At 58.9% G+C, this 16,943-nt stretch carries 15 protein-coding genes; 11 read left to right on the top strand and 4 right to left on the bottom strand.

Going from position 1 to position 16,943, the window contains the following annotated elements:
- Entirely contained in the window at positions 1-1,215 is a 1,215-nt protein-coding gene (gene nagC / locus OKC42_RS20880; RefSeq protein WP_257124651.1) for a DNA-binding transcriptional regulator NagC, read from the top strand.
- A gap of 71 nt (positions 1,216-1,286) precedes the next feature.
- On the opposite strand, the gene OKC42_RS20875 is transcribed toward nagC, so the two are convergent.
- Entirely contained in the window at positions 1,287-2,903 is a 1,617-nt protein-coding gene (locus OKC42_RS20875; protein WP_194495954.1) for a phosphoethanolamine transferase, read from the bottom strand.
- A gap of 230 nt (positions 2,904-3,133) precedes the next feature.
- Between OKC42_RS20875 and OKC42_RS20870 the strand changes: the two genes are divergently transcribed.
- The 9 genes from OKC42_RS20870 (at position 3,134) to OKC42_RS20830 (ending at position 14,192) form a co-directional block, all read left to right on the top strand.
- Positions 3,134-4,369, top strand: coding sequence for an HD-GYP domain-containing protein (locus OKC42_RS20870; RefSeq protein ID WP_257124650.1), 1,236 nt, complete (start codon positions 3,134-3,136; stop codon positions 4,367-4,369).
- Between the two features lie 354 nt (positions 4,370-4,723).
- Positions 4,724-6,394 carry a sensor histidine kinase gene (locus OKC42_RS20865; RefSeq protein WP_216954170.1) on the top strand — a complete coding sequence of 557 codons (1,671 nt, stop codon included), beginning with the start codon at positions 4,724-4,726 and terminating at the stop codon, positions 6,392-6,394.
- Complete coding sequence (gene btsR / locus OKC42_RS20860; RefSeq protein ID WP_216979111.1) at positions 6,391-7,095, top strand: two-component system response regulator BtsR; 705 nt, start codon at positions 6,391-6,393, stop codon at positions 7,093-7,095. Before OKC42_RS20865 ends, btsR begins: the two co-directional genes overlap by 4 nt.
- 140 nt (positions 7,096-7,235) lie before the next feature.
- Positions 7,236-8,657 carry a carbon starvation CstA family protein gene (locus OKC42_RS20855; protein ID WP_005350521.1) on the top strand — a complete coding sequence of 474 codons (1,422 nt, stop codon included), beginning with the start codon at positions 7,236-7,238 and terminating at the stop codon, positions 8,655-8,657.
- A gap of 336 nt (positions 8,658-8,993) precedes the next feature.
- Positions 8,994-9,332, top strand: coding sequence for a DUF3302 domain-containing protein (locus OKC42_RS20850; protein WP_257124649.1), 339 nt, complete (start codon positions 8,994-8,996; stop codon positions 9,330-9,332).
- Positions 9,333-9,335: 3 nt separating this feature from the next.
- Positions 9,336-10,373, top strand: a complete 1,038-nt coding sequence (locus OKC42_RS20845; RefSeq protein ID WP_075115488.1) for an HlyD family secretion protein — start codon at positions 9,336-9,338, stop codon at positions 10,371-10,373.
- 115 nt (positions 10,374-10,488) lie between these two features.
- Positions 10,489-12,249 (top strand): DEAD/DEAH box helicase, encoded by a 1,761-nt coding sequence (locus OKC42_RS20840; RefSeq protein ID WP_257124648.1) that lies wholly within the window; start codon positions 10,489-10,491, stop codon positions 12,247-12,249.
- A 112-nt stretch (positions 12,250-12,361) separates the two neighbouring features.
- Positions 12,362-13,801 (top strand): D-alanyl-D-alanine carboxypeptidase/D-alanyl-D-alanine endopeptidase, encoded by a 1,440-nt coding sequence (gene dacB / locus OKC42_RS20835; protein ID WP_005350510.1) that lies wholly within the window; start codon positions 12,362-12,364, stop codon positions 13,799-13,801.
- Between the two features lie 94 nt (positions 13,802-13,895).
- A complete protein-coding gene (locus tag OKC42_RS20830) occupies positions 13,896-14,192 on the top strand; it encodes a GrxA family glutaredoxin (RefSeq protein ID WP_223849348.1) in 297 nt (98 codons plus the stop codon).
- A 106-nt stretch (positions 14,193-14,298) separates the two neighbouring features.
- On the opposite strand, the gene OKC42_RS20825 is transcribed toward OKC42_RS20830, so the two are convergent.
- Entirely contained in the window at positions 14,299-15,144 is an 846-nt protein-coding gene (locus OKC42_RS20825; RefSeq protein WP_005337873.1) for an endonuclease/exonuclease/phosphatase family protein, read from the bottom strand.
- Positions 15,145-15,251: 107 nt separating this feature from the next.
- Between OKC42_RS20825 and OKC42_RS20820 the strand changes: the two genes are divergently transcribed.
- Positions 15,252-15,476 (top strand): hypothetical protein, encoded by a 225-nt coding sequence (locus OKC42_RS20820; RefSeq protein ID WP_005344394.1) that lies wholly within the window; start codon positions 15,252-15,254, stop codon positions 15,474-15,476.
- On the opposite strand, the gene yciA is transcribed toward OKC42_RS20820, so the two are convergent.
- Entirely contained in the window at positions 15,477-15,881 is a 405-nt protein-coding gene (yciA, locus tag OKC42_RS20815) for an acyl-CoA thioester hydrolase YciA (RefSeq protein ID WP_033113469.1), read from the bottom strand.
- 59 nt (positions 15,882-15,940) lie between these two features.
- Complete coding sequence (locus tag OKC42_RS20810; protein ID WP_257124978.1) at positions 15,941-16,789, bottom strand: NAD-dependent epimerase/dehydratase family protein; 849 nt, start codon at positions 16,787-16,789, stop codon at positions 15,941-15,943.
- Between the last annotated feature and the right edge of the window lie 154 nt (positions 16,790-16,943).

Genomic DNA, 16,943 nt, shown 5'->3' with positions numbered 1-16,943 from the left:
ATGACTGGCGGACAAATAGCAAACGTAGATCTTATCAAGCAGGTCAACAGTGCAGCCGTGTATCGGCTCATCGACCTGCAAGGCCCCATCTCCCGGGTCAAGATTGCCGAGTTGAGTCAGCTGGCCCCGGCCAGCGTGACCAAAATAACCCGGCAACTGATCGAGCATGGCCTGATCAAGGAGACCTCTCCGCAAGCCTCAACCGGCGGGCGGCGTGCCATCTCCCTGACCACCATCAAACATCGCTTTCAGTTTGTCTCTGCCAAGCTGGGCCGCGGCTACCTGCAACTGAGTCTCTATGACCTCGATGGCAAGGAGCTCGACCAGCACGTCATTCAGGTGACCGAGATCGACCAGCAACCCGTGGTCGACATGCTGCTGCGTGAGATTGGCGCCTTTATCGATGCCAACCGCGAACGTTGTCGCAACCTCATCAGCATCGCGCTGACCATGCCGGGTCTGGTCAACCCGGAATCCGGCATGGTCATCTACACCCCCAAGTACCACATCCGCAATCTGGGACTGGCGAAGCTGCTTGAGAACCACTTCAACCTCCCCTGCTACGTGGGCAACGACACCCGCTCGCTGGCGTTAGCCGAACACTTCTTCGGCGAGTCCCGCGACTGCATGGACTCCATTCTGGTGAGCGTCCACCAGGGGACGGGCTCGGGGATCATCACCAAGGGTCAGGTGTTCCTCGGCCAGAACCGCAACGTCGGCGAGATCGGCCATATCCAGGTCGAGCCGCTCGGCAAGCGCTGTCACTGTGGCAACTTCGGCTGCCTCGAAACCATCGCCTCCAACGAAGCGATCATCGACAAGGTGAAGGAGCTCATCAGCCGCGGTCATCAGAGCGCGCTGCAGGAGAAGCACATCACCATTCAGGAGGTGTGCAAGGCGGCGCTGGCGGGCGATGAACTGGCCCGCAGCGTCATCGAGAACGTGGGTGAGCATCTGGGACGGGCGGTGGCTATTACGGTCAACCTGTTCAACCCGCAGAAGGTGCTGATCGCCGGTGAAATCACCGCCGCCGAAGAGATCCTCTTCCCGGCCATCCGTCGCTGCGTCGAGCATCAATCCCTGCCGAGCTTCCACCGTGGCCTGCCCATCGTGAAAGCCCGCTTCCAGAACCAGCCGACCTATGGCGGCTTTGCACTGGTCAAGCGCGCCCTGCTGGAGGGAGATCTGCTGCAGATCATCATGGAGCAGAAGTAAGACACTGATCTTGCGAGATAACCAAACGGCAGCCACTGGCTGCCGTTTTCTATTGTGTGCTTGCTGGCGATTTAGCCCGCACGACATGGCTTGAACAGATCCAGCTTGTTGTCGTAAACACTCGTCTGCACATCCATGATCCCCAGCATGGAGTGAAAGAGGTTGTCATGGGAGAAGCGCTGGCTGCTCGCCTCCGCCGCCAGGCAACCCATATCAAGCTGGCGATCGGCCTGTAACTGAGGCGAGAACCAGGTCAGCAGCGGCACCCGTGTCTGATCATCCGGCGCAAACTTGTATGGCGTGCCATGCAGATAGAGCCCCATGGCCCCGAGGGATTCACCGTGATCGGAGAGATAGACCAGTCCCACATCATACTGGCTCTCCAGCGACTTGAGCTTGTCGATCAGCAGCCCCACCACTTTGTCGGTGTAGCGGATGGTGTTGTCATAGGTATTGACCAGCTCTTCGTTGCTGCAGTTTTCAATGTCGCTGCGCGGGCAGTCCGGCATAAAGACGCGCTCGCTGGCAGGGTAACGACGGAAATAGGTCGGGCCATGGCTGCCCATCAGGTGAAAAGCCACCAGCTTGTTGCCCTTCATCTCGACAATCTGCTGATCCAGCCCCTCCAGCAGCACCTCGTCATAGCAAGACTCCCCCTGACAGAGCGCAGGATAGGACTTGGGAAGGATCTCGATGGTCGGCACATTGCGGCACACCCCTTTGCAGCCGCCATCGTTCTCTTTCCACAATACCGAGACTCCGGCATGTTGCAGCACATCGAGCAGGCCGTCACGGGAGCTGGCAAGCTGGTCATCGTAGCCACGGCGCGTGAGGTTGGAGAACATGCAGGGCACCGAAACGGCGGTTGCTGTACCGCAGGAGCGCACATCCCTGAACGACACCACTCCCTGCTCTTTTGCCGTAAAGCTGTTGGTCGCCTTGCCATACCCGTTAAGGGAGTAGTTCTGGCTGCGCGCCGTCTCCCCCACCACCAGGAACATCAAAGTCGGCTTGCTTCCCCGGGCCACCACCCTGGCATCGGTCCCCAGATGCTGGTAGGGGAGCGGCGTGGCAAACAGCACATCCCGCCCATATTTGTAGAGGCCGTGCACATAGTTGGCAGGCACAATCTCTTTGGCCAGCGACTTGTTGTTGCGACCGACCGAGGCGTAATCCTGATAGTAAAGTGCCGCGACGCCCCCGATAAACAGCAGAGAGATAGCCAATACACCTGCCCGCAACGCCAACCCCTGATACCAGCGAGCCGGATAGCGGATCCGCAGTGACCAGAGCACCAGAACAGGCAGCAGCCCGGTCAGCAGAAACCAGAGCGCAACCGAGCCATTCAAATAGGCCCCCGCCTCACCACTGTTGGTCTCCACTATGTTCTGGATCATGCCGGCATCGAAGATGACGCCGTATTTGAGCATGGCGTAACTTACGATGGAGCCAGTCAGAATGAGCACAGTAAAAAAGGGCTTGAGCACAAACCGGAACGTGAAGGGAATAAACACGGCATTGAGCGCCGCGATCAGCACCAGCGGGATCGAGATGGCAAATCCGGCTTTGACATGGGTCAGGGCGCTGAGCACCGTATAGAAATGCAAAAAGATTGGCCAGTTCAGTACCAGGGCGAAAAAGAGCACCAGCAACAGATTGGTTTGCAGTACACCGAGAGTTACACGCATAAACAACTCCTACATACCGGCCTGCAGTGCAGCGGGCCGGCCAAGCCAACAAAAACGACGGGGCCAGCGTAGGAAGTAAAACTTAAGCGCGAATTAAGAAGAGAAGCACGGCGCTCGTGCGCCCCATCACAGCACGGGGTGCTCCGCTGCCCCGAAATGGATTTTTAGTTGTCTATCCATCGGATTTTGCTAGCTTGTTGAGTAGGCATTCATGAAATGCAGGTTAACCGATGGCACTGATCCAAGCCTCGATAGAGCAATTGAGAGTAGGCCACTATATCCATCTCCCCACGGGATGGACTAACCACCCGTTTATGTTCAATACCTTCAAGATCAAGGATCAGCAGCAACTCGACATTCTCCGTCATCTTGATCTCACCCTGCTGATGGTCGACCCCGACAAGAGCGATCTGCCTATCGAGCCACTGTTGCGTGGCGATATCCCCGATGCCGGGCCCGATCTCGAAGAGCTGGAGTCCCTGATTGATGCCGGCCCGCCCCCCTTTGACGAAAAGGCCTTTCGCCGCTCCATGCGCGCCGCCGACAAGGCCTTTGGCCAATCCATGAGCGAGCTACGCGATGCGCTCGGGGCACTCAACCTCAAACCGGATGAAGGGCTGGCCAACACCGCACAGATCGTCCGCAATGCCGCCTTCACCCTCAGTCAGCACGAGGGCCCCCTCGGGCTCCACCTGATCCGCAGTCCCCACACCGATGTCCTGCTGCAGCACAGTCTCAATGTGGCTTTCATTGCCATGTTGATGGCGCGCGAACTGGGGATGAATCCCATCGAGCTGGAAGAGACCGGGCTTGCGGGACTTATCCACGACATCGGCGAACTGAAAATTCCCAGCCAGATCACCCAAAAGCGTGGTGAGCTAAACAAGGCCGAGCAGAACTTCCTCAAGATGCATCCCCAGTACGGATTTGACATGCTGAACCAACTCAATGCCTTTGAGCCCAAAATTCGTCAGGTAGCCCATCTGCACCACGAACGGCTCGACGGTAGCGGTTATCCGCTGGGGATCAAGGGGGGGGAGATCCCGCCGCTGGCGCGGCTGATCGGACTGGTCGACTTCTACGACGAGCTGCTTCATCCCCGCAACAGCGGCACGCCGGCGGCACCGAGTCAGGCCATCAGCCAGCTCTACAAGTTATCCCAGAAGAAGTTCGACCAGAATCTGGTCAAGTTGCTGGTCAAGGTGCTGGGGGTCTACCCGCCGGGATCCCTGGTGAAACTCTCCGACGAGAGCATTGCGCTGGTACTCTCTACCGAACCCACCATGCCCCTCAAGCCGAAGATCCTGCCCTATATCAAGGCCCAGCGGCCGGAAGCGGTCGCCATGATCGATCTGCGGGAAGATGAACGCACCATCAGTGCCTTTATCAAACAGGAGGAGCTGGATGAGGGACAGCGGCAGTTCTTCAATCTGACCCGCCGCTTCTGTTACTACTTTGCATTCTGAGTTATCCCCAGAAGCTGGGGATAACTCATTGGACAAACCGGAATAATTGCACGAATCCCCACCAACAGGTTGCCATCTGATCATGTATAAAAAACGCCCAGCCAGGGGGGCCGGGCGGAGCATGCCACTTCCATGTGGCGTATCCGACGGATACATTCATGCTCTATCCATCAATAGCAATCTGTCGCCTCTTACACAAATATCAATTTAACATGCTGATTTAATGTAGTTTTATCCATTTGTTCTGGCAAACTGGCGGTCCGTTGCGACCCGCAGGGCCAACCGAACAAGATCTTGATCACACTTATTCACGGGCTGGTTGTTTTTTAGGCTGGCTGATGAGGCGCGTTTTTTATGCAGTTGGTTCTCTCTTTGTTACAGCAGATGAGCGTCAGCCTGGTGATCGCCTATCTCTTCTCGAAAAGCCCGCTGCTTCGCCCGCTTGCCAACTATTCAGTGAGGATTCCTCACAAGGTACTGATATACATAATATTTTCATGTTTTTGCATCCTCGGAACCTATGTGGGCCTCGATATCGACGATGCCATCGCCAACACCCGGGCGGTCGGCGCCGTCTTGGGGGGATTATTGGGGGGACCGCTGGTGGGCTTTCTGGTGGGGCTGACCGGCGGTCTGCACCGCTATACGCTGGGGGGATTTACCGATCTCGCCTGCGCCATCTCCACCACCTGCGAGGGGTTGCTCGGGGGCATAGTGCACTGGCGACTGATGCGCTCGGGGCGAACGGATGCCCTGTTTGAACCACGCATCGCCTTCTTTACCACTCTCTATGCCGAGATCATGCAGATGGTCATCATCCTGCTGGTGGCGACCCCGTTCGACAAATCCCTGCTGTTGGTACGCACCATCGCCACCCCGATGATTCTGGCCAACTCCTGTGGCGCGGCGCTCTTTATCAGCATGATCCGCGACCAGCAGCGGATGTATGAGAAGTTCTCCCGGGTCTTCTCCGCCAAGGCGCTCAATATCGCCAACCGTACAGTGGGGATCATGAGTCAGGGCTTTACCCCACAGGCAAGCAACAAGATTGCCCGCATCATTCAGGAGGAGACCGGCGTTGGGGCGGTCGCCATCACGGACACCGAGCAGATCCTCGCCTTTATCGGCACCGGCGAAGATCACCATCTGCCGGGCACCCCCATCGCGTCAGCCATCACCATGCAGGCCATCGCCCAGAACAAGGTGCTGTTTGCCGATGGCAACAGCCAGCCCTATCGGTGCAGCCTCTCCTCCGCCTGCCAGCTGGGCTCGGTGCTGGTGATCCCGCTGCAGGGGGACAAGGGGGTGATCGGCACCATCAAGCTCTACGAGCCGAAGAAGCGGCTGTTTCTCAAGATCAACCACACCCTGGGGGAAGGGATTGCCAACCTGCTGTCACAGCAGTTGCTGGCCGGTCGGCTGGAGCAGCATCAGCGGCTGCTGGTGCAGTCCGAACTCAAGCTGATCCAAGCCCAGATCAACCCCCACTTTCTGTTCAACACCCTCAACACCATCAGTGCCATCACCCGGCGCGATCCGGACAAGGCGCGGGATCTGCTGCTGCATCTGTCGCTGTTCTTTCGCAAGAACCTCAAACGCCAGAGCGGCCTTGCGACTCTGCAGGAGGAGCAGGAGCACTGCCAATCCTATCTGGAGATCGAGCTGGCCCGTTTTGGCGATCGGCTGACGGTGATAAACGAGATCCCGCCCCATCTGGCCACACTGCGACTGCCCAGCTTCACCCTGCAACCGTTGATCGAGAATGCCATCAAGCACGGCATCTCGACTCTGCTGGAGCAGGGGCGTATTCGCCTCTGGACCGATGAGCATCCCACCAGCGTCACCATCCATGTGGAAGATAATGCAGGCACCTGGCAAGCACATCCCGCTGGCGACGGTCTGGGCATGACCATCGTAGACCGGCGACTGAAAAGCGCCTTTGGCGAGCGCTATGGCGTGACTATTGCGTGCGAGCCGGAACAGTGGACCCGGGTGTCGTTCACCATCCCCAAGGAGCAACCATGATCCGCACTCTGATAGTCGATGACGAACACTATGCCCGCGAAGAGCTGAGGCAGCAGCTGGCCTGCGATCCTGCCATCGAGATCGTGGGGGAAGCGGCCAACGCCATCGAGGCGCTGCCGCTTATTCAGCGCCTCAAGCCCGACGTGGTGTTCCTCGATATCCAGATGCCCAAGCTGAGCGGCATGGAGCTGGTCGCCATGCTCGACCCCCTGCCCCGCATCGTCTTTGTCACCGCCTTTGACGAATATGCCATTCAGGCCTTTGAAGAGAACGCCTTCGACTACCTGCTCAAGCCGGTGGAGCCCGCCCGGCTCGCCAAGACCCTCGCTCGCCTCAAGCAGGATATCTCCCCGCAGCCCATCGAGCGGCTGGCCCCGACTATCGAACATATTCCGGGCTATCTGCACAATCGGGTCAGGCTGCTGCCCATCGCGCAGGTGGAGTATGCCTTCTCCGATCTGGGCGGGGTCCATGTGGCCTGTCAGGGCGAGCTGTTCCACACCCAGCTCACCCTCAAATCGCTGGAAGAAAAGAGCCCGCTGCTGCGCTGCCACCGCCAGTATCTGGTCTCCCCCAACGCCATCTTCGAGATCCAGCTGCTGGATAACCAGCTGGCAGAGATTGTCACCCCGAGCGGCGCCCGGGTGCCGGTCAGTCGTCGCTATCTCAAGGAGCTCAAAGATCAGCTGGGGCTGGACTGAGCCGCGGAGTGTGCGCCTGATCACAGCCGCCGACCGCTCGGCGCGCCAAAGCGCCGCTCGGGGAATTTCACCTGCCAGTCAGGCGCAACCGTTTTAGACTCGCTCTGCACACTAAAAAATAACAATGCAGGAGCGTAGCAATGATCTGGTTCTTCCTCTGTGTCGGCTTACTTGTGGCCGGCTACTTCATATACGGCAAATTCATCGAACGGATATTCAGCCCGAAACCCGAGCTGAAAACCCCCGCCATCACCATGGCTGACGGGGTGGACTATGTCCCCATGTCGGACAAGAAAGTCTATCTGGTTCAACTGCTCAACATCGCAGGCGTCGGCCCCATCTTCGGCCCGATCCTGGGTGCCCTCTACGGCCCGGTCGCCATGCTGTGGATCGTCTTTGGCTGCATCTTCGCCGGTGCGGTACATGACTACTTCTCCGGCATGCTGTCGGTACGCGCCAAGGGGGCCTCGGTGCCAACCGTGGTCGGTGAGCATCTGGGCACCGCCGCCAAGCACTTCATGAACCTGTTTGCCGTGGTGCTGCTGATGCTGGTGGGCGTGGTATTCGTGCTGAGCCCGGCGGGCCTCTTGGCCAACCTCACCTCCACCGATCTGGTCTACTGGATTGTGGCAATCTTTGCCTACTACATCCTCGCGACCATTGTCCCCATCGACAAGATCATCGGTCGCTTCTATCCCATCTTCGGCGCCCTGCTGGTCTTCATGTCGGTCGGCCTCATCGTTGGCCTGATCGCCTCCGGCAAAGGCTTCTACAACACCGGGATGGACTTCTCCAACCTGCACCCGACCGAACTGCCGCTCTGGCCGCTGCTCTTCATCACCATCGCCTGTGGCGCGGTATCCGGCTTCCACGCCACCCAGTCACCACTGATGGCGCGCTGCATGCAGAACGAAAAATCCGGCCGCTTCATTTTCTACGGTGCAATGATCGGTGAAGGGATCATCGCCCTTATCTGGTGCACCCTGGGTCTCTCCTTCTACGACAGCACCGAAGCGCTCAACGCTACTATGGCCAACGGCGGCCCGGCAGCCGTGGTACACGAAGTCTCCACCAGCCTGCTCGGCACCGTGGGCGGCATTCTGGCCATTCTCGGTGTGGTGATCCTGCCTATCACCTCGGGCGACACCGCATTTCGCAGTGCTCGCCTGATCGTGGCGGACTTCCTGAAGATGACCCAGAAACCGCTGGCCAAGCGTCTGCTGATTGCCATCCCCATGTTTATCCTTGGTTTTATCATCTCCAAGGCTGAATTCGGGGTGATCTGGCGCTACTTCGGCTGGGCCAACCAGACCACCGCCGTCATCATGCTGTGGGCTGCGGCTGCCTACCTCATCAAAGAGGGCAAGCTGCACTGGATCTGCACCATTCCCGCCATGTTCATGACTGCTGTGGTGATCACCTATCTGGCCAACGCCCCCATCGGATTCGGGCTGGAGATGGGGACCTCCACCATCATCGGCCTGACTGCAACGGCGGCCATTACCGTGGCCTTCCTGATGAAGTTCCGCCAGCCGCTGGTCAGCAGTACCAGCGAAGGGTAAAAACAGCAAAAAATGCAGCGAAAGCAGCACAAAAAAGGCGCCTGATGGCGCCTTTTTTAATGACAAAAAGACTAATAAGACAACTGTCGAACGGCTTCAGCTTCAATACAGCGAATAGCTTTAAGGAAAGTGCGAACAAGTATCCCACGAACAAAAAATGAAAATTTTAGTCATTTAATATCAATGGGTTAGCAGTAAATGCTCTCGTGCCATATGACTTATTCGCACCTTCCTTAAGATTCCGGGCAAACTGACGATAAATGTGTGATTCTTAATTGCTTTAGTGCTTGTTGGAACCCATGATTAAGCTGTGCGTCATGCCAGTGGAGGTTATAAATGGCCCTTGATTATTTTGCCCTTGGTCTGCTCGTCTTTGTCGGGCTGGTCATTTTTTATGGCGTCATCGTTATCCACGATATTCCTTACGAGATTGCCAAACATCGGAATCACCCTCATCAGGATGCCATTCATGTGGCAGGTTGGGTCAGCCTGTTTACCCTGCACGTGCTGTGGCCCTTCCTCTGGATCTGGGCAACCCTCTATCGGCCGGATCGCGGCTGGGGCTTTAGCCAGCGGCTGCAAGAAGATGAAGAGGAGCTGGCGGCCCTCAAGCAGGAGTTGGCGGATCTGAAGAGCCGTATCAACACTATCGAACAGAGTGAGCAACAGGGATAAACCATGGACCTGCTACTGATCCTGACCTACACGGCACTGTGTGTCGCCATCTTCAAAATCTTCCGCATCCCGCTCAACAAGTGGACCGTCCCCACAGCAGCACTGGGCGGCGTGCTGCTCATCGGCACCCTGATCATGCTGATGAACTACAACCACCCCTACTCCGAGATGGCGCGCAACTACTACGTCTCCACCCCCATAGTGCCGCTGGTCAAGGGCCGGGTGGTTGAGGTGCCGGTACAGGCCAACCAGCCGGTGAAAAAAGGGGATGTGCTGTTTCGCATCGATGACGAGCCGTTCCGCCTGAAAGTGGAGAGCCTCACCGCACGGGTCGAATCCAACCGCGAACACCTCAAGTCCATCGAGGCGAGACTGCGCTCCGCCAGGCTGGATCGGGATCGCGCCAGCGACCTGATGCGCCGTGGCGTGGGCAAGCAGCGCGACCTCGACGTCACCCAAGCCAACGTGGACGACATCGTGGCCCAGATTGACCAGCAGAAAGCCACCCTGAACGATCTGCAGGCCCAGCTGATGGAAGCCAAGTACCAGCAGTCACAAACCGTGGTCTATGCCCCGAGCGATGGTCATGTGGTGCAATTGGCCCTACGCCCCGGCATGATCGCCACCCCCTTCATGTATCGTCCGGTGATGACCTTCATCCACAAGGATGACACCGCCTACGTCGGCTGGTTCTGGCAGAACAGCATGCAGAGACTGGCGGTGGGCGATGAGGCCGAAGTGGTGATCGATGGCGTACCCGGCAAGATCTTCAAAGGCAAGGTGACAGCCGTGGTTCCGGCCATTGCCGCCGGTAACGTGCAGGCCAACGCCGGTCTGCTGGATCAAACCACTGCGGTGCGCCCGGGTCGTCTGCCGGTGGTTATCTCCATCACCGACCCCGAGTGGGCCAAGTATCAGGTAATTGCAGGCTCCAGCGGGCAGGCTGCCATCTATACCCACTACTTCCACCATGTATCTGTGATGCGCAAAGTGCTGCTGCGCATGGCAAGCTGGATGAACTACATCTTCCCGTTCCATTGATCAGCACCCAAGCACCCTGCGGGCCGGCATCATGCCGGCCCGCTGTTTTTGTGACGGCAAGCACCCTATAATGGCGCCATCTTGCACCACCCCACATCGACATACCCAAGCCTGCATGTTCGTTCTCAGACCCTATCAGACCGACGCCGTCAACGCCGTTATCAGCCACTTTCGCAAACACCCGGATCCCGCCGTGGTGGTGCTGCCCACCGGGGCCGGCAAGAGTCTGGTGATCGCCGAGCTGGCCCGCAAAGCGCGCGGTCGGGTGCTGGTGCTGGCCCACGTCAAGGAGCTGGTGGAGCAGAACCACGCTAAATACGAGGCGTGGGGGCTCAAGGCCGATATTTTCGCTGCCGGCCTGGATCGCAAGGAGGCGAGCGCCCAGGTGGTGTTCGGCTCGGTGCAGTCGGTTGCCCGCAATCTGGATGCCTTTGACGGAGCGTTTTCGCTGCTGATCATCGATGAGTGCCATCGGGTCTCGCTCGATGATGACAGCCAGTACCATCAGGTGATCGACCACCTCAAGGCCGCCAATCCGGCCCTCAAGATCCTCGGCCTCACCGCCACTCCCTATCGGCTCGGGCTGGGCTGGATCTACCGGCGCCACTATCACGGCATGGTCAAGAGCCACGGCGAACGGCTGTTTGGCGACTGCGTGTTCGAGCTGCCCTTGCGTTTTATGGTCAAAAACGGCTACCTGACGCCGCCGCGCATGGTGGATGCCCCCATAGTCCACTACGACTTCAGCAAGCTGGTGGCGAGGGAGAACGGCCTCTTCAGCGAGGCGGATCTCAACGGCGAGCTCAAGCGCCAGGAGCGGGTTACCCCCCATATCCTGAGCCAGGTGCTGGAGTATGCCGCCGACCGGCAGGGGGTGATGATCTTCGCCGCCACCGTCGAACACGCCCGTGAAATTCACGGCCTGCTTGGCGCCCGAGGCCAGCAGGCAGCCCTTATCACCGGCGAAACGCCGGGGCCGGAGCGCGATGCCCTCATCAGCGCCTTCAAGGCGCGGGAGCTCAAGTTTCTGGTCAACGTGGCGGTGCTCACCACCGGCTTCGATGCCCCCCATGTCGATCTTATCGTAATGCTCAGGCCCACCGAGTCGGTCTCCCTCTATCAGCAGATTGTGGGGCGGGGCCTGCGTCTCTCGCCGGGCAAGAGCGATTGTCTGGTACTCGACTATGCGGGCAACAACTTCAACCTGTTCGCCCCCGAAGTGGGGGAGCCTCGCCCCCACGCCGGTACCGAGCCGGTACAGGTGCCCTGCCCCGCCTGCGGTTTTGCCAACACCTTCTGGGGCAAGACCGACGAGGATGGCAAGGTGATCGAGCACTACGGCCGCCGCTGTCAGGGGCTGTTTGAAGATGATGAGGGCAACCGCGAAGAGTGTGACTACCGCTTTCGCGCCAAGATCTGCCCCGGCTGCGGTGCGGAGAACGACATCGCCGCCCGCAGCTGCCAGAGCTGCGATCAGCTGCTGGTGGACCCTGACGACAAGCTTAAAGAGGCGCTCAATCTCAAGGATTGCATGGTGATCCGCTGCGCGGGGCTAACCCTCACAGCCGGGCGCGGCAAACAGGGGGAGCGGCTGGAGGTGACCTATCACGATGAGGATGGGTTGACCCTCAGCGAATACTTCGGATTTCACTCCCCGGGCGCACGGCGCTTGTTTCAACAGCACTTTGTGCGTCATCATTGGCCCGCCCCGGGGCTGGAGCCCGAATTTGCCACCCTGGCGAGCGTGCTGGCCGCGCAAAGCCAGTTCCGTCATCCGGATTTTGTCATCGCCCGCAAATCGGGTCGCTTCTGGCAGATAAAAGAGAAAATTTTTGATTATGAGGGTCGCTATCGTACCGCCAACTCGCTGGCATGATGGCGACCGGCATACATGGCATGAATTGCGTTATCCCGTCGATCCCGCATCGGCTGGTTGAATTATCAGGGTCGGCACCACTGCCGGGCCCTTCGTCACGTTAGAGGATGTTATGCAGCGGCTGTTGATTGGTTTTTGTGCTCTCTTTTCTTCTCTGGCGGCTCATGCCGCCCCGCTGACGCCCCCTCAGGGTGGCCAGTACGCCATCATGGTGCAGGGCAATAACGGCGTCGAGTTTGCCCGCCACGCGGATCAGATGATCGCCCCCGCCTCCACCATGAAGGTGCTCACCGCGCTGGCGGCCCGCCTCGAGCTGGGTGCCGACTTCCGCTTCGCCACCGACATTCAGGCCCAACCCGGTGCCAAACAGGGTGACACCATCAACGGCGATATCTGGATCAACTTCGTCGGCGACCCCACCCTCTCCCGCATGGATCTGCTGGCCCTGTTCAAGCAGCTCGGCGTCACCAGCATCAAGGGCAATGTCTACGTCAACACCGGCGCCTACAACGGCTACGAGCGCGGCAACGGCTGGTCGTGGGGGGATCAGACCCTCTGCTTCGCCGCTCCTGTCTCCTCGGTCATCATCGACAAGAACTGCGCCTACGGCACCATCACTGCCACCCAGATTGGCAAACCGGCGGTCGGCAACGTGGCCACCGGCGTCCCCATCGGCATCGGTGCCGACAACGTGGAGGTGATGAGCTATGGCGACATGGCGCGCCAGTTCTGCGCACTGGAAGTGGACATGGCCAAGGGCAACTTCTACGAGCTCAAGGGCTGTATCACCCCGAACAAGGAGCCGCAGGGGCTGCGTTTCGCCATCCACGACGTGGAAGCCTGGGGCTGGGACAACATCCGCTGGGCGATGAACCGGGCCGGTATCAAGCATGATGGCCTGCTGCGGGTCACCCACAAGGCCCCTGAAGGGGCAGAGACCCTCGGCACCCACTACTCGGTCTCCCTGCCGGTGATGCTCGCCAAGATGCTGAAGAAATCGGACAACCTCTACGCCGATACCTTCCTCAAAACCGTGGGCCGTCACTACTACAACAAGCCGGGCAGCTATCGCAGCGGCACCATGGCGGTGCGCGCCATCCTGACCAAGAACGGCATCGATCTGGGCAATGCCACTCTGGCAGACGGCTCCGGTCTTTCCGCTCACAATCTCATCAGCGCCCGTCAGATGATGTCGGTGCTGAACTTCATCCAGAAAAATGATGCCGAGCTTGGCCTGATCAAGCTGCTGCCAAGCTCTCAGGTGGATGGCACCCTGGCGTGGCGCCGCAGCGTCACCGCCCCCATGATGAAGAACAAGGTCCACGCCAAGACCGGCACCATCACCGGCACTTCCAACCTGGTGGGCTTTATCGACACTGCGGGCGGCCAGCGCAAGGCGTTTGTGATGTTCCAGCGTGGCCTGTCCCAAGATCCGGCCACCCATGAGCGCTACCGTGCCAGCAAGGCGCCGTGGCCCTGGACTGTGTTCGAGAAGGGGGTGCTGGAGAGCATCTATCAGCAGCAGCCGATCCAGATCGCCGATGAGAGCTGATCCAATAGGCCCACTCGAATCAGGGTATCGATAATTTCGGCTTCAAGTCGCCACGAGGCAGGGCTATGCTGTTGCCTGCCTCATATCAACGGCCATACATAAACGGCTTAAAAAACGGAGAGAAAATATGTTTGCAGTGATTTTTGGTCGCCCGGGTTGCCCCTACTGTGTCCGTGCCGTACAGATCGCCGAGCAGCTGACCGAACAGCGCGATGACTTCAAATTCCGCTACGTGGATATCCATGCCGAAGGCATCACCAAAGAAGATCTGGCCAAGAGCGCCGGCAAGCCGGTCAATACCGTGCCGCAGATCTTCCTGGACGAGCAGCACATCGGTGGCTGCACCGATTTCGAAGCCTATGCCAAAGCGAATCTGGGTCTCTACCAGTAATGCCAGCGGGTCATCCCGAGCGGGTTGACCGCCAGATCGTATAAAAAAATCCGGCGCTATCAGGCGCCGGATTTTTTTATGGGCAACACGCGCACATCATCCCCGATCAGGGGGTCACCGACTGGGCGGCAAAGCGCGCAATGATGGGGTTGTGATCCGAGCTGTCGGTGGCAGGTGAACTCACCTCGACCAGATCCAGATTGCGGTAGTAGAGGTGATCCAGCGGGCGACCGAAGGCGGTGCGGCGCAGATCAGGCACCGGCACGGCCTCTTGCAGACCCAGCTCGTCCACCAGTTTGTTCAGCCAGAACTGGCGCTTGTCGCTCCAGGTATTGAAATCACCGGCCAGGATCACCGGCCCCTGATGGCGGCGCACCAAGGCAGTCAGATCGTTGAGCTGCTCGCGGAAGGTGGCCATCCCCAGCTCGAAATTGACCGCATGGATATTGATGACCATCACGCCGTCGGGATCGCCCTGCAGTGGATAGAGGCTCACCAGCCCGGATTTGGGGATGCGCAGCAAAGGTTCGGGGGAGCGCACGCCACAGACGAACGCCTGCGGGGTCTTGGCCACCGTCATCACCCCGAACGACACGCCGCCCTGGGTGAAGGCTTGCAGCTGTTGCCACTGGAAATCACCGGCGCGCAGCCAGTCGAGCATATCGGGACGGGTGGCCGACTCTTGCAGCAGCACCAGATCCTGCCCCTTGGCATAACTGTCCATCCCTTCGCGCCAGTTCTTGCGCTGGCCCTTGTAGAGATTCCACACCGTCACCCCGAATTCACGGGGCAGCGCCGTGGTCGCCAACGCTACCAGCGGCGGACGCTGGCAGTCGAGTCCCGGCACAATCCCTTGAGCTGTGACCAGATGGTTCTGATCCGGCACCTCAAAACAGCCTACCAACCCCAGGGTCAGCAGGGAGGTGCCAAGAATGCGATAACTATTTTTCATTGGCTAACAACCGCCCGCCTTTGCTTTTTGTTGCGACCATCACAAACGTCATCCACGCCGACTAAGCTGATAGTCCCTGTTCCACCCAACCAGAAGGAACTTGTCTCATGGCGAAAGAACTTCGGTACAACGTGACGTTTTATGATCAACAAGGAAATTGTCATCAAGTGGAGCTGTCCACCGTCTATCAGATAAGACGGGACCCTCAATGCGATCTCTGCCTGTTCGACACCCTGCAATATGTGGGCTCGGAAGAGATGCTGGAACGCATGATACGGCAAAAAACCGGGCTTGAGCAGGAAATATCCATCATCAATGCCCGGCTGATTTAATCAGGCACTCACCGGAACCGGGCGGGATTTGCCATGTTCGTCGATGGCGACATAGGTGAAGATCCCCTCGGTCACGCAGTAACGCTGGGCATCGTTTTCCCGCAGTACCGGCTTGACCCACACCTCCAGCTTGAGCTTCATGGAACTGCGGCCGATCTTCATGCAGCGGCCGTAGCAGCAGACCACATCGCCCACCTTGACCGGACTGTGAAACGTCATGCCTTCGACGGATACGGTACAAATACGTCCTTTTGCCAGCTCCTTGGCCATAATGCCCCCACCTATATCCATCTGGGACATGATCCAGCCACCAAAAATGTCGCCATTGGGGTTGGTATCGGCTGGCATTGCCAGGGTTCTCAGCAACAACTCCCCATCGGGGTGACGTTTTGTATCTACCATCATTACCGCCTCTCTCTCATGGATGGCGGCATGATAGGGGGCGATCACCCCCTTGGCAAACCTCAATTGCCCGAGGCGGCGAGCTCGGCAAACCAGTGGGCCGGATCGGGCCAGCGATAGTTGAATCCCATCTGCTGGCAAATCAGCTGACCGTCGATGGGCTGAAATTCACCGGCAGGCTCGATAAAAACCGGCACAGGCAACCCCTGCTGGCGCGCCGCAAAGGGGTAAAACTGCTCGCGGCGCGGATGCACAGGCGCGCTCAGGTTGAAAACATCCCCGTCCTTGCCCCGTTCCAGCAGCAACATGCAAGCCGCCACCACATCGTCCAGATGGACCAGATTGACCGACTGGGCGCCGCCATCCAGGGTCTTGCCCGCGAGGAAACGGCCGGGATGGCGATCCGGGCCATAAAGGCCGGAGGGGCGCACTATCATCACCGTCTCGAAACCGGCCGCCAGCACCGCCTGCTCCGCCGCCAGCATCCGCTCGCCACGGGCATGGCGCGGTTGGGGCTCTTCACCCTCCTGCTGCCCCGCGCCCCATACCGAGGTAGCGCTGACAAACAGCACCCGCCGGGTGCCATTCGCTTTGGCCAACGCGCAGGCCTTTGCCACCGCCTGCGGGTAGTCATCGGTCTTGCTGGGCGGTACGCAGATAACCAACGATTCGCAGGGGATGGGCCACGACTCTTGTTGATCAGCAACGGACATCTCGGCAGAGCCCATGTTGGCAGAGATGGTCAGCGGATAGGCGTTGATCCCCTCCCCCTGCAGACGGGCCGCTTTTTCGGCGCTGCTGACCGTCACCGCCACCTGCTTGCCAGCCGCCAACAGGGCTCGCGCCAGCGGCAGCCCCAGCCACCCCGCCCCCAGAATGCCGATCGTCCCGGCGATATGTTGTTCTGTCATCATCCCTTCTCCTGCTTGACGCTATTTGCCCCGCAGCTTACCTGCCTTGGCATAAAAAGAAAGCTTTGGCCTGCAGATAGGGAAGGTGCGAATAAGTCACCAAGTACAAAAATACGCCTTTGTAAGCATTTGAATTAAATCGACTAAAATTTTC

The organism is Aeromonas sp. Y311-2, assembly GCF_027706025.1.
GTDB lineage: Bacteria > Pseudomonadota > Gammaproteobacteria > Enterobacterales > Aeromonadaceae > Aeromonas > Aeromonas veronii.
Note: the sequence above shows the minus strand (reverse complement) of the source record. Positions and strands in the feature narration are given on the sequence as shown.